5 protein-coding genes and 1 pseudogene are annotated in these 14,650 nt (G+C 45.8%); 2 read left to right on the forward strand and 4 right to left on the reverse strand.

The annotated features are described in order from the left end of the window. A pseudogene (locus E1163_RS30530) lies at positions 1–232 on the forward strand (Abi family protein); the annotation flags it as partial. A 57-nt stretch (positions 233–289) separates the two neighbouring features. Here the strand turns inward: E1163_RS30530 and E1163_RS10320 are convergent. From E1163_RS10320 to E1163_RS10335, 4 genes are all read right to left on the reverse strand, one after another. Continuing rightward, positions 290–1,327 (reverse strand): PorP/SprF family type IX secretion system membrane protein, encoded by a 1,038-nt coding sequence (locus E1163_RS10320; RefSeq protein ID WP_155171365.1) that lies wholly within the window; start codon positions 1,325–1,327, stop codon positions 290–292. Positions 1,328–1,338: 11 nt separating this feature from the next. Next, positions 1,339–9,780 carry a PKD-like domain-containing protein gene (locus tag E1163_RS10325; RefSeq protein WP_155171366.1) on the reverse strand — a complete coding sequence of 2,814 codons (8,442 nt, stop codon included), beginning with the start codon at positions 9,778–9,780 and terminating at the stop codon, positions 1,339–1,341. Positions 9,781–10,065: 285 nt separating this feature from the next. Then, complete coding sequence (locus tag E1163_RS10330) at positions 10,066–10,785, reverse strand: DUF6503 family protein (RefSeq protein WP_155171367.1); 720 nt, start codon at positions 10,783–10,785, stop codon at positions 10,066–10,068. 119 nt (positions 10,786–10,904) lie between these two features. Continuing rightward, the gene (locus tag E1163_RS10335; RefSeq protein WP_155171368.1) at positions 10,905–11,321 is read right to left on the reverse strand and encodes an OsmC family protein; all 417 of its coding nucleotides are present in this window, start codon (positions 11,319–11,321) and stop codon (positions 10,905–10,907) included. A 403-nt stretch (positions 11,322–11,724) separates the two neighbouring features. Between E1163_RS10335 and E1163_RS10340 the strand changes: the two genes are divergently transcribed. After that, positions 11,725–14,650, forward strand: a 2,926-nt coding sequence (locus E1163_RS10340; protein ID WP_155171369.1) for an aminotransferase class III-fold pyridoxal phosphate-dependent enzyme, incomplete at its 3' end; no start/stop codon positions are given.

Consider the following 14,650-nt stretch of genomic DNA (forward strand, 5'->3'; position numbering starts at 1 on the left):
CAAATTGTTATCAAAGCCTCCTAATAGATGGATTGAAAACACTCCAGGGGAAAATGAGTTTCAAAAATTGTATATACATCTCTGCATTATGAAATATATGTTGAATTCTGTTCAACCTGAAAATGCATTTACAGAAGATCTGGAGTTTTTGTTAAAGAAATATCCCAACGTAGATCCAAACGCTTTAGGAATGAAAGAAAACTGGATAAACGAAGCTCTCTGGTCAAATTGAATCTTTAATATCTACTCCACCTCCAAACCCAGTCAATGCCGAAGATAAACCTAAGACTCACAAAAGAAACGAAGGACAAGGAATCAGCTTATCACTTCTGTTTAACCGTTTTCTGTTTTTATGGGCAAACTCATATGCCAACGATAGTTCATGAGCGCCTCCTGTAGTGGATTGTGAGGAGGAAACGGCAAAGTCGTAGCTGTAGCCGAATTGAAAGCCGTTGAATTTCATGCCAGCAATAAACACAAGGGCATTGCGCTGGATCATATAAACGGCATCATCACCGACGGCATCGTTTTTCCCTAAAGGAATGCCTTTATACCACAGGCCTACAGCTACCGGGTCGATATGGTACCGCAAGCCGGCATCGAGCTGTCCCGATCCTTTGCCATGGCTGCGGTAGATTACTGACGGAGTAAGGTAATGCACATTGTCTAGTTTTTTAGGACCATTATATAAAGGAACGCTAACCCCACCATGAACTGTAATTTTCATGGGTAAGCGACTTTCATTAGCTGTTAGCGAGATGTTCGGTTTAGTCATGTGATGACTTGAAACACCAAACCACCACTGTTGATTGTAAAGCACTGCCCCGGCAGAAAGATCGAAAAACGACGAGTTAGTAAGATGATCAAGCTCAGGGTCGTACGAGGTACCGTCACTATCCCATATCAGTCCGTCACGCATTTGTAGTTTGCTCTTATCCAGCCCATTAGTGCCGTAGGAGAAATTTATTCCCGGAGAAAATACCCAATTGCGATCGATCTGCGATTTAAATGAATAGGAAAATCCGGCATAGGTAGTATTCCAGCCTGCCGAACCAACCACATCACGTACAGCAAGAAAACCAAAACCACTGCGGATCCTGCTATCATAAAACTCGTAAGAGGCAGAAGAAGTGGAGAATGCTTTGGGCAGGCTCGGATACTGTATTCTGTGGTTCACCACAATGCGTTGCTGCTCTGTGCTTCCTGTAAAACCAGGATTAAGGTACAAAGGAGCAGCATAATATTGCGAAAACTGAGGATCCTGGCCTTTTACATTAGAAGCCATTGCCATCACTACTACCAGAAAAAGAATTAACCTGAAATTCATTATTTTAAATACTATCTTATCAATGTTACATCACCAACAACTCTTCTCCTTTGCCCATTGGAAAAGGTAAGTACCAACTGGTACAGGTATACCCCTGCGGGCATAAGCTTGCCATCTTTATCATATCCGTCCCAGCCCACTTCCGAATCATTACTTTCAAAAATGAGGTTGCCCCAGCGGTTATAAATGGCCATATGGAACTCAGCGACACCGCGTGTCACCGGAAGGAAGATGTCGTTGGCTACTTCACTTTTTATTCTGCCATCTCCTGATGGCCCTGTCAGGCTGGGTGTAAAGGCATTGGGCAGCCTGTAATCTCCCCCTGACTCAGCGACAACCTGATGTGTAACAGTATCACTACAGGTAATCCCCGGATATGTAGCACTGGCTATCAGTGTTACATGGTATACTCCATCTTTTTCATAATGATGCTCCGGTTCAAATTCGTTGGAAGTGCCTCCGTCACCAAAATCCCAACTGTAGCTATTTGCCGCGTCACTTAAATTCAGTGTGTTTAAGGGCTGGTCAGGAACCATGACCACATCAGGACGGGTTTCAAAAATTGCAGCGGGTGTTTCATAAACCTCAAAAGCCTTACTTTTTATTTCATCAAAGTCTCCTGTATAGATATTTACTGCGGACAGTTTTACATCATAAATACCGGCCCTTTGAGGGGTAAAAGGAAACGACGGAGAATATGTAGCATCTATTGATGTAACAGCATCAACATGTTTATAGACAAGCACGCCGTTTTCGTCGTAGATCTCCCATACAAACTCATTGGCATCACCTTTACTTTTGTTTGTAATGGTTACTTCCGAACCCAGGCACAACGATTGCTTGTCAACTTCAAAGTTCGCAGAGACTGACAGACTCTCGATGTTAATGGTCTTGGTTACAGAGGCATCACAAACCCCGGGCAACTCTTTCTTTACCACGCTCAACTGAATGGTCTTTTCTCCCGGAGTGGTGTACCTAACGGGCGATGGGTTTGGAGTGTTGTTTTGCCTGAATCCATCACCAAAATCCCAGTTAAAGCTGAACTCATCCTCATTGCCCTGCGGTGTTGAAGTGTTTTTGAAGGTAACTACGGCAGAACCATTTATGAATTCCGGAGGATCAGGTGTGAACGTGAAATCAGGTATGACGTTCTGATACACTTTCACCAATACCGTTTGAGAAGAAGAACATGTATTACCTCCCGCCTGCGTTTTGGATCCGGTATAAACCACTTCATAAAGCTGCGGGTTAGAGGAGCCGTCGTTCACTATGCGGAATGTAGCGTCCTTCGTTACCTGTACCTGCTCTTTCATTCCTGTTTCACCTTGTTTTCTGTAATACCACCGGTGTTCCGTGGCACCCTGGGAAAGGTTGGTAAACTTTATTTCTTCACCGCTACAAACCAGCGGGGTTTGGGTAGAAACATTAGCGTAAATCTCCGGATATATCGTGATTTTTTCACGGGAATAGCTGCTACAAGCCATACCTGTTGATGAAGTATCGCTGGCATAGAGAAGCACTTCGTAATGGATGGTTGTCGAAGATGAACCGTTTTTAAAGGTGTGGCTGATTACCTTTCCGGCCTCTGTAGCAGTAGCCGTGTAAGTACTATCCCCACCATCGTACCAGCGCCAGGTGTAAGTTACTCCTTTGACCTGATCATGACGGAACTGAATGGTGGAAGGGCTACAGGCAGTTGCCGGGCCAACCACTTCAAATTCAGTATCCGTGCTAACTACTTTTATGGTATGGGAAACCGGCTGAGGGTTGTTGCTCTCACATCCGTAAATATCCCTTACACGATCCAGGGTAAAGGTGGTAGTGCTTTTCACCTGATCAAAATTAACCAGGACAGGAACACCGGCATGGCCAATGACATTGGTATATGTATTTCCTTTATCGTCATGATAATCGAATACATAGTCTGCCTGCCCTCCACTAAAGTTAAAGGCGATCAGGAAAGGATCACCGGCGCAAATTTCTTCAATAGGATTGCCCTCAGTATCCTGAAAACTGAAATCACCGGAAGGTAAAGGATTGATCTTTACTTTAATGATATTTGAAGCCACATTGGAGCATGACGGAGCATCACCTGAGCTTACCACTCTTCTGAAATAATACACGCCTTCGCCACCCGCAAAATCCTCCCTGACCGGATCATATTCTGCATCCTGAGCAGTTGCTCCCCATGCATCGGCAAAAGAAACGCCATCCGTGGAAAGCTCCCATTGGTAAGTGTAATTTCCTGTTCCTCCGATGGGTTCGCTGATCTCATCAAACGTGCTGGGAAGGCTTCCAATGCATACGTTGGCTTCCCCGAAAACCGTACCGGCATTGAGGGGTAGAGGGTCTTTTACCACTATCGGGGCAGAAATGTCTGAAACGCAGCCAGTGGCATCTGTTACCGTTACCGTGTAGTCGCCGGCAGAAAGGCCTGAAAATTCACCGTCTTCCATGCCGCTGGTATTTGAAGGGTCTTCATTGAGTACAAATGCATAAGGTGCAGTACCTCCGTAAGCCTGGAATTTTACAGAGGCATCGTCCATTCCGGCGCAACTGACATCATAGCCGTTATAATCGGATGTAACACCGGATAAGGTAACAGAGATATCTGTAATAGAGAAGCTGATTTTAGCCGTGTTGCTGCAATTTCCACTCTTAACTACAGCGTATACGGTTTTCTGATCTCTTACATCAAAGTTTTCAGGAGTACTAACACCTATAGTTGTAGCGGCATCGGTGTACCATTGCACAACATTGTCTTTATCCGTTGTAATAACCTCTTCCAGTGAATTCAGGTCGACAAGAGGGGCACTCAGACAGACATCTATATTTTGATCAATCGCAACAACTTCAGGGTTAATGGGTACCATAACCTTAAAAGGTGCCCCTGGGCAACCTGACGATACCATAGTAGGCTCGACTGTATAAGTTACGATGACGGTTGTATCGGTCATATTAAACAGGGTTTCACTGATATTGCCTGTTCCTGAGTACATTCCGCCTGATATTCCGGCTTCGTATTCAGCTTTCCATGAAAAGCGGCTTTCCAAAGCATTATTTCTGTTCACAATGTCTTGCAGGGCAACTTCAAAAGATTCACCCGAACATTTGGCCAGTTCTTCGGTATCTGCGCCTACCGGCTCAGGATATACTGTAAGCGTTACATAAGAAGGTTCTCCCGTACATTCGCCGTTTACAGGTTCAATCGTATAGGTGACCTCAACAGGATGCGAGGTGTAGTTTCTGTATATTTCGTTTCGCAGAAAATCTCCTTGTACGGCCAGATAAGGAAGCTCAGTCTTTTCAACACGGTTTGCAGTGTCGGCAACCAGCGCACCTGCCTCTACTGAAAGGATGTTGTAACTACTGGCGGCAATGCTCCCGGCGGCTACTTCAAGAATAATATTTGCCTCTTCACCACTGCACCTTTCCCTGTTTAATAAAGCGCTTAATTTGGGCTCAGGGTTAACCGTGAGAACAAAAGATGATAAAGCACCTGTACAGCCTTTGCTGCTTCTGGGGCGAACAGTATATTGAACATTAAGAGGTCTTCCCGTACGATTTTCATAAAGATCATTGAAAATCGCATCGGCGGGCTGGTTTATGCCCAACGTAGCATTCGAATTACCTGCCGCTAATCCCGGCTCGGGCGAGATGTCAACTATGTCATAACCTGCGGCCGGTGCCCCGGACGACAGGTACGATAAAATGATACCTGATGTCTCACCACTACAAACTTCCGTAGCCGGCACGGGGTCTAGTTGCGGACGGGGATTTACAGTTACAGAGGTTTGGGCGGCACTTCCCGCACAGTTGCCCGAATTGCTGGTAGGCGTTACGGCAACATTGCCCCCGAAAAGACCGAAATTAACCATGATCTCGTGGGTTCCCTGTCCTTTGATGATTTGTGCCCCGGAAGGTACAGTCCAGGCATAGCTGGTATTAGGCAGGTTTTCAACATAAAATACCACACCGCTTTCATTCTCGCATACTGCCAGAGCTTCAGGATATATTTTCAGAGGCGACGGAGAGCCTGTTACCGTGATAGTCAGCGCTTGCGTTTCTCCGGTACAGCCGTTTGAAAAAACTTCTGTAACCTTGAGGTCGGCTGTCGTCTGCTCGGGGAAATTCAGGAGTACAAAGAAATCATTTTTGCCCCCGCCTCCGAATTGCACAAACCCCTCAGGAACCTCCCATACATAAGTAGAGCCCTGGTTCAGTACCGGATTGATCTGGTACAACTGCACTTCTGATCCTGCGCACTGCGTAGTTGGCCCTGATATAGGGTTGTTTTCAGGAAGCGGGTTGATGGTGAATTCAAGGCTGCCGGTATTGCTGCATGTCAAAGGATTGCTTTTATCCGTAACCCTGGCAAAGAATACAGCACCATTTTTTACAATCACATCACTTGGATCAGGTACGGCTACAATGAACTTATCATCAGTAAACCACTCTACCAGACGATCATCCGAAGAGGCTGACCCTATTATTCTGTTATTATAGGCATTGAGGTCTATGCTCGATGCCTGATTGCTGTTAAGCTGATCCTCACATAGAAAATCATTGAGATCCAAAGCCGCAGGAAGTGCATTTATGGTAAAAGATACCGTGCCTTCACTGAAGCAGGAAGTTATCTCATCTGTTACCCGTGTATAGATGATGTCTGCCTGTGTTGCAGTATAGTTTGAAGGGTCTGAAACCGGTATCGTTCTGCCGGCGTCGGTAAACCATTCCACATGAAGACCCTTTGACCCCTCAATGCCTGTAATTTGATCCTGATATTCTGTTGCCAGATCAATTCCGGAAACTTGCTGTTGATCGCCCTCAGCACACAAAGCAGGGGCAGGATCAATAGCCTGAGGTAGTTTGAACCTTTCGATGGTCAGCTCGTCTGAGGCATCGCTGCATCCACCCAAAGCACTTTTTACTGTCCATGAAAGGTTTATTTTGCCTATTGGCAGATTGCTAACGATAGTTTCAGGATTATGAATATCCTGAAACTGTATTCCGGCAGGGCCAGACCATGTACCTGTTTCACCTGTTGATGGCAGGTTGGCGTGCAAGGCAAATACTGATGTGCAGGTAACATTATTTAGTGGCTCCGCATCCAAATCTGCAACTGCCACCGGCGCCTGATCCTGAACCTGTTCTACAGCTACTGCCGTAGTGCTCAGGCATCCGGTAATCAAATTTCTTACAGCCGCATAATAGATATTGGAATCAGAAGAATTTGGCATAAAATTATTGTTTCCGGTGCCGCTAATAGTACCATCGGCAGCAGACAATGGGGTATTGAATTCAGGGCTTTCATAAGATGAAAACCACTCTATTGAATAACCTGCCCCCGGATCATCTACAACTAATGTTCCTCCCGTACCTGAATCTGAGCACACTACTACATCCTGAGGATTTGCAGGAGGTACAGGAGCCGCATTTACGACTAAATCTACTGTTTGGTCAATCGCTGTCTGGCAACCTGTAGAGAGGTTAGAGATAGAGATCAGGTTATAGCTGTAGATACCAGGATTGCTGTTAAAAGGAGCAGCATTGTAATCTGGTTGCATTACAAAAACACCAGCGGCATCCGTATTGAAGGTGAGTGCTGACGTGGAGCCTTCGTTGATGTTAAACATAAGCCTGTATTCTCCTTCAAGGTCCATATCAAAGGTGATGGACGGCATGTGAGTAGCGGCTCCCAGGCTGCACACGGCTGGCCCGGCCAAAGGAGTTGAGTTTTCAAAAGCAGGAGGTGTACCACCAATAGTCACAGTGGCTGCTCCTCCCAGAGAACCTGTTCCACAGTTGTTGGTGTCCGTCAGGGATACCATTTCGTAGGTGGTAGTGATTTCAGGTGCCGGCGCTTCAATAACATAGCTGCTTGAAGAATAATCGGTTTCAACGATATCCGGCTGTCCTGTAACCTGAATCCTGAAGTTGAAAGGGGGCGTGCCGTTCAATAGCCACGTGATATCCGGAGCCGGATTACCTGCGCATACAGACCCACCACCGGAAAGGCTGGCAGAGGGCAAAGTATTAATATTTACTTTTACAGGATCAGAGAGTGTGCTCTCGCATGTTGTAGGCAGTATACCAACCACTTTTACAACATACTCACCAGATTCAGATGCTTTGGTAAGTACAAGCTGAGCGCTTTCGCCTGACTGCACGGGTGTGGTAAGGTCATCCGCTTTGTACCATACAAATGTATTTGCGGCACCATCGGTATTGGAAGATTGAAGCGTAACAGAACCGGCATTCTCACAAATGGTCAATGGGTTTCCTGATGCCTCGGAGATTACAGGTTTTTTCGGTACCGGATTTACTGTCACAGTTACCGGGGTGCTAAAAGCAGCATTACATTCACCGTTGGCTACCACTGCGCGATAGTTGTAGTTGCCGGCATCAGGTAATACTTCATTGAATTTTACAAGGTTAGCTGTGCCAGGGATATCCGCATAGCCGCCTCCGTCTTTCTGACGTTGCCATGTGATAACTTTGCCGCGGTAGGCCGAAAGGGTAAGGTCTCCTGTAGAGCCAGTCTCACAAATAGTCTTTGCAGAGGAAATTTTACCTCCAAGGGAGGGCTTGTATAAGGTCACTTTATAAGTTGTGCGTTCTCCGGTGCAGGCTTCAACACTGTTTTTATACCTTTTCATTACCTCAATAGTGCGTGTAGCTGAGTTTCCGCTAAACGCACCAAGATTAAAATCAACTGATACACTTTGGCCTGTATTATTGTCGAAAGCAACTCCTGTACCTCCCGAATGTGTCCAGTAGTACTCCCAGTCACCACCATAAACGGTGCTTCCCTCGATATCGGGAACCGTGAAATTAACATTGCTTGCCCCATTACAAAGTGCTGCCGGGCCAGAGATATCGCCGGGTCGGGTCAGTGGGTCTTTGACGGTAAGCGTAGTTTCTACAGCATTGCTCTCACAACTGCTGGCATCAGAAATCTGTGTAACCCAGACTGAATAAATGCCTGGAGTGGTGTTGTCAATAAGTCCCGATGCCGGTAATTTGGCCGAGTTTACCCCCAATGGGTTGGTAATTTTCTTGCCTCCGCCAGCCGGATCGGCATCATACCAGTTGATGTTGAGGCTGTTTGCCGGGTTTTCTATCGAAAAAGAGCCTTGTTCAGAGTTAAGGCAGATGTCATTGGGCTGAGCTACAGGGGTGGGGGGAATATCCGTAATCACAATATCCTGACCTGATGACCTTTCATTTTTGGTTATGTTGCCAATGCCATCGTAAGGATTGCAGACATTCCAATACTGCATGCGTACAGCAAACCTGTCTCCGGGCTGCCTGTTGGCGAGGCCCTGCGGAGTTGACACTGTGGTAATGGGGAAGAAACTGGCTACTGCTTCCGTAACCGGGGCAGGATGATAACGCACCCCAAAAATATCAGCGGTACTGCCCGTGTAAACAATACCCGCGTTAGTAAGGCGCAGGTTTCCGGCACCTTTGGGGTCAAGCAGTTCACCCTGGTCATCAGTAACCTGTATGCCATTAATATAAACATCCGGTATCCTGTCTTTTGCGGCTTTTGAAGGATCACCATATATTACCCTTACCCACCGTCCCTCATTGTTGGGTGTTTCCGTTCCGGTAATACAGTTAAGGGTTGATTCATCATTAAACCGGACATGGGCTTCTTCGTTGAGGCATACCTTATGAGCATTAGGCACATCAGGGCTAAGCGTCAGTTTACCATTGCCTTTGTCGTCAACATTATGAGAAGTATAAGAGACAAACTGGTTGAGGTTGCCAGGAGTACAACTGCCTTCACCATCAATGAAAATCCTCCATTCAGAAGTATAAGAGCAGCCATTATCTTCTTCCGGATACTTGAAATTATCCTGATAAGCGTCAAATGAAATAAAAGTTGTTCCTGTAGCGCTGGTTCCGGATTCATCCGATTCATAACCAGACATTCTGGATATTGTATTTGCAGGGTCATTCCATGTCACATGAGACTCAATTTTGTCAAAACTAAATTGAGAGGAATTTCTTGCACCTCGCTTTATGCTGAATACCATTTTGTTGATCGGATCAACGGGAGCACAGGAGGGGGTGGGGCGTGTGTTGGTTTCCCACTCAAAATCAGAACATACCAACGGGCGGTTGTTTTGAGAAATTACCGTAGAACCGGTTGTTAAGTAAGTGACGATTACCTGTCCCGGATCTATAGGCAGAGGCGAAGAAAGGGTGATTCTATATGCTGGGGCTGGCATTGGTGTCACTGCCACTATTCCTGTCGGCACCCCGCCGGCCGTTACGCTGAAAGAAGATACCTGAGGGTCGGCAGAAGGTATAGCGCTAAACTCAACATCAATTGAAGTTTGCGCATCACTTTCATGCCTTGCCTTGATAAGGTTCTGCCCTGCTAAGTTTAGCGAGAGTATGGAAAAAAATAAAAGTGAAAAAGAGAATACTGCGGTCTTCATTCTGTGCCTCATACTTTATGGATTCTGACTATTAATACCATAAATCGTGTATAAGTTTCACCCTTACCAACCGTTGCAAGGCAGGAGGAACTTAAGGTATTATGGATCCGTACAAGGTTCTCTTACAGGCCTGATTTCAAGTGCTTAAATACCCCGGTTTTAAAGGCATTTTGGGAGAGCATTTTTAAACTATAGGCTGGCCTAAGGGTATTCCTGATTTTTGAAATTCGGGGTTTTTCCTGAGAAGAAATGTGGGGTTTGAATGACTTTTTCTATTACTCAATACTATAAAACTTCACAGGTAACCACAATATCACTTCCCAAATAATGGTCATCAGCATCAAACCAATGCTTTACACGCGGTAATTTCAGGCCGCCTGTTTCGATCAGTATTTTGTCAAACTTCAAATATTCTGCAGGCTCTCCCGTTTCATCGTTCAATAGGGAGCATCCCAATAACTGATAGGTATTTGTGTCGAAATAGAAGACCCATGAGGAGGAAATCAAAGGCTTTTCAAGTTGATAGGTGACGGCGTAGACTGTTTGGCCATGAAAACCGACCTGCTCCACTTCATGTTTAATTTGTCCGCCGGCTGTTTTGAGGCTCATGGGTAGCCCTAAAGTGAAGCTGTAGAATTGTTTGTAGCCTTCCGTTCGGGTTGGCTGCAGCCTGTATTTGCTAACACTATCAGCAGGCAGAGTTTCGGAGCTGGCCTGATCCATGAAAGTTGAGCTTTTGCCATCCTCGTAAAGCCATTTCAAATTATGACCTTCTGGGTTTCTCTTCAAACTAAAATTGCCGTTTTGATTATTAAGTAGCAATTCACTGTGTCTTTCAGGCCATGACGTTCTGGGCTCGTCGATTATCATCTTTAATGCTACCTTTTGCCATTGCCCCTCCGGATCATGAAATTGAATGGATTTGTTGATGATCTGGTTAACATCAGCCTGGCCAAAAACACTTGCCGGAATAATGATAAGGAGTGCGAGTTGAATAATTTTCATAAATGATAATTTCTGAGGCTTAAAAACTATTTATACGAAGGGAATAAAATGAAGTAGCCCTAAAAGTCAATTTTATTAAGTCAAACTGGCTTTTAGGGCAGGATTGGTAACGGGGCAATTTATACCAAACTCGCAGACAAAGTGATCTTCGTATTCAGTAATTTGCTAATCGGGCAGTTTTCTTTGGCGTTCTGAGCGACTTTCTGAAATTCGTCATCCGAAATTCCAGGTACATCACCTTTTACAATCAGATCGATCTGAGCAACTGCACCATCTTCGAAAGTGAGTTTGGCCTCGGTGTCCAGGTTGTTGGGCTTATAGTCAGATTCGCCCAAAACAAAGCTCAGTTTCATGGTGAAGCAACCTGCATGTGCCGCTGCTACCAGCTCTTCAGGGTTAGTGCCCACACCTTCTTCAAACCTTGATGAGAAAGAGTATTGGGTTTTGTCCAGTACGGTGCTTTGTGTGCTTACGGTTCCTTTTCCTTCCTTACCGGAACCTTTCCAGTTGGCGCTGGCCTTTCTTGTAAATTTCATTGTTTGTTGGTTTTGTTATATGTTAATTTTAATGTGGGGCCTTAATCTTCTTTTCATTAAAGTTAATCAGTAACGATGACTTTTCATCACCTACATGCGGATGTCTTTTGTGTTTGTAGGCAGGTTTATAGCACTTGTGAGATCAGGGGCAAAACTGAAATGACCAGAAGAGTCAAAGCCATATACAATCATTCTTAATTGATGTGATATCAAGTTTAATGGTTGAGTTCGCTTGTGGTGATTCTTTAAAGCTACTGATCTCATGGTTACTAAGGATGAAAAATTTGATCTGAAAGAAGCAATAAGTCAAACAGGTCACTTATAAATAATTTACTGGGTAGTCTGTAAATTAATTGCTCACCCGTAGGCTATTGATTAATATTACCTCAAATGTTAAGGTCATATGTTAGTAAAACCCATTCAGGAAGAGCGCATTCAAAAAGTCCGGCAGCTTATAAGCAAATATTATGGCATTTCCGGGGAGCTAAAAGCACTGCAAGGTGAAGTGGATGAAAACTATTTGCTACAAACCGGTGCGGGAGAGCAATACAGTTTTAAAATATCTTCAACCCATATTTCCGAAAAGGAAGTGGAGTTCCAAAATGCTTTGCTCAATCACCTGGAGGATAAGACTGATCTCATTTTGCCCAAAGTGGTTAAAAGCCTGAAAGGTAACTACTATGAAAAAATTGATCTTGATGGAGAAACAAAGATCCTGCGATTACTGACCTGGGTGCCGGGCAGGTTGTATGCTGATGTAAATCCAAAGAGCAGCGAATTGCTCATAAGCCTGGGCAAAGCTTGCGGCAAGTTAAGCACGGCCCTCAGTGGTTTTGAGCATCCTGAAGCCAACCGCAAGCACCGATGGGATCCTGCCCAGGCCGACTGGGTAAAAGATCACTTCGACAAGTTTTCCGAACAGGAGCAAGCTGATACGGCCAGACATTTCTATGCGTTATATGAGTCCGTTCAGCCTTTAGTGAAAAACCTGCGAAAAGGAGTAAACTACAATGATGCCAACGACTATAATATCATTGTTAATAATGACCATTTAAACCCGCGGGTCAACGGTTTTATCGATTTCGGTGATGCCATATACACTTTCAGGGTTAATGAGCTGGCCATAGCCCTGGCCTATGCTATGATGGGTAAGCATAACCCACTCGAAGCAGCCTGTCACGTCATCGCAGGCTACCATGAGGCATTTCCCCTGGAGGAAAACGAAGTAGAAGCCTTATTTGCGCTGACCTGTATCCGGTTGGTTATCAGCGTAACCAGCTCCGCCATTAACAAAAAGCAGCATCCGGACAATGAATATCTACTGATCAGTGAAAAGCCTGCCTGGGACCTATTGCAAAAGCTGGTGAAAGTAGCGCCTGCATTTGCCCATTACAGGTTCAGGGCTGCATGTGGATGGATTGCATGCCCCAATGCAGAAAAAATAACCCAGGCAGCAAAAAAGCATAATCTGAGTTTTGCCGGTGTTGTAGACGGGATGGAAGATCAAAAGCTACACTGGATGGACATAAGTGTGGGTTCTGTTGAGTTGGGCAATGCTACGAATTATCAGACTACCAAAGCTTTTTGCCGACAGGTTGACCGGTTGATGGAAGACCGTGATGTGGCGATAGGCATAGGCCGGTATAATGAGGTAAGGCCGATTTATACAACGGATGCCTATTTGCAACAGGGCAATGACGGCCCACGTTGGCGCACAGTTCATCTGGGTGTGGACCTTTTTGCTCCGGCAGGCACTGCGGTTTACGCTGCATACGAGGGCATAGTCCATAGCTTTGCTAACAACAGTAGCGCCCGGGACTATGGACCGACGATCATATTGGAACATGAGCTTGATGGAGTTAAATTTTTCACACTGTACGGGCATTTATCCATAAAGTCTCTGGAGGGATTAACTGTAGGGAAGATTTTCAAAAAGGGTGAACTCCTGGCCTGGTTTGGTGATGAAAGCGAAAATGGCGAGTGGCCGCCCCACCTGCATTTTCAGATGATGAGCGACATGCTAAATTATGAAGGGGACTACCCCGGAGTGGCATACCACGATGAACTTGACGTGTGGACGCAGCTTATTCTGGATCCGATGCCGTACATGGGCCTGACCCCGCCGGATGATGAGAAGAGCAAGGCAGAGGATATTCTGGCGCAGAGAAAGAAAAAGCTGGGCAGAAGCCTGAGTATTTCATATCACAAACCTTTACACATCGTAAGGGGCTTTAGGCAGTACCTCTATGATGCCACGGCAAGGCGTTATCTCGATATGGTCAATAATGTGGCGCATGTAGGGCATGAACATCCGGCGGTAGTGCGGGCAGGGCAGGAGCAAATGGCCGTACTAAATACCAATACCCGGTACCTGCACGAGCAATTGGTTTATTTTGCTGAAGAGCTTACGGCCACGTTGCCTAAAGGGCTATCCGTCTGCCATTTTGTAAATTCAGGTAGTGAGGCCAATGAACTGGCACTGCGTATGGTACGCGCCAATACCCATCAAAAGGACATGATAGTACTCGAAACCGGTTATCATGGCAATACCAATGGCTGCATTGATATCAGCTCCTATAAGTTTGATGGCAAGGGAGGACAAGGTGCGCCCGAACATACCCATGTAGTGCCTGCGCCAGACCTTTTCCGCGGGCTATACCGGGCGGATGATCCGGAAGCCGTAAAAAAATACATCAGGCATGTGGAGCAGGCCCTGCTATCCATTACCGAAAGTGGCAGAAGCCTTGGAGGGTTTATAGCCGAGAGCATTATGAGTTGCGCAGGGCAGATACCTTTACCACAAAACTACCTGCAAGAGGTTTATCATATGGTCAGGTCAGCAGGAGGGCTCTGTATTGCTGATGAAGTTCAGGTAGGCATGGGCAGGGTTGGAGAGAGCTTTTGGGGTTTTGAGCTTCATGAGGTTGTACCTGATATTGTTACTATCGGGAAGCCACTGGGCAATGGTCACCCTCTCGCCGCAGTAGTCACTACCGTAGAGGTAGCCGAAAAATTTGCCAATGGTATGGAGTACTTCAATACGTTTGGTGGGAATCCAGTATCATGTGCGATAGGACGCGCAGTATTGTCTGTCATTAAAGAAGAAAACCTGCAGCAAAATTCCCTGCAAACCGGAGAGGCCTTAATCCGCGAACTCAGAAATTTACAAAGCCAGTATCCTGTCATAGGAGATGTACGGGGCAATGGTCTTTTCTCAGGTTTTGAACTGGTAAAGCCTGGACTGATCCCTGCAACGGAAGAAGCTGCCTACCTGTCCAACCGTATGCGTGACAAAGGAGTGCTGATGAGCGTTGATGGCCCCGACAACA

Origin of the sequence: Fulvivirga kasyanovii, assembly GCF_009711405.1 — a bacterium.
GTDB classification, from domain to species: domain Bacteria; phylum Bacteroidota; class Bacteroidia; order Cytophagales; family Cyclobacteriaceae; genus Fulvivirga; species Fulvivirga kasyanovii.

What these genes read in the sequence shown, in the direction of transcription:
- E1163_RS10320 (WP_155171365.1), bottom strand. Translation starts at nt 1,327, where the DNA reads ATGAATTTCAGGTTAATTCTTTTTCTGGTAGTAGTGATGGCAATGGCT.
- E1163_RS10325 (WP_155171366.1), bottom strand. Translation starts at nt 9,780, where the DNA reads ATGAAGACCGCAGTATTCTCTTTTTCACTTTTATTTTTTTCCATACTC.
- E1163_RS10330 (WP_155171367.1), bottom strand. Translation starts at nt 10,785, where the DNA reads ATGAAAATTATTCAACTCGCACTCCTTATCATTATTCCGGCAAGTGTT.
- E1163_RS10335 (WP_155171368.1), bottom strand. Translation starts at nt 11,321, where the DNA reads ATGAAATTTACAAGAAAGGCCAGCGCCAACTGGAAAGGTTCCGGTAAG.